Source organism: Photobacterium sp. R1, from assembly GCF_054600795.1.
On the sequence record NZ_BAAHZP010000478.1, the window covers coordinates 1 to 278 of the forward strand.

General features: G+C 48.2%; 1 protein-coding gene. It reads left to right on the forward strand.

The window, feature by feature from the left end; all coding sequences use genetic code 11:
- On the forward strand, positions 1–278 hold a 278-nt coding region (gene nrdD / locus ACYP03_RS25935), incomplete at both ends, for an anaerobic ribonucleoside-triphosphate reductase (protein ID WP_459782665.1).

The following is a 278-nucleotide window of genomic DNA, read 5'->3' on the forward strand; positions in this document are numbered from 1 at the left end:
AAGCGATGTTGCACGATATTCGTGGACTGATGGGACAAACCCATGCTGAATTGCTCAATGAAAACGCAAACAAAGACAGCAGAGTCATTCCTACTCAGCGGGATTTATTGGCGGGACTAGTGGCAAAGCATTATGCCCGCCAATTTTTGTTGCCTCAGGATATTGCCGATGCGCACGACAGTGGCGATCTGCACTTTCATGATCTGGATTATGCGCCATTCTTTCCCATGTTTAACTGCATGCTGATCGATCTGGAGACTATGCTGACCCAGGGCTTC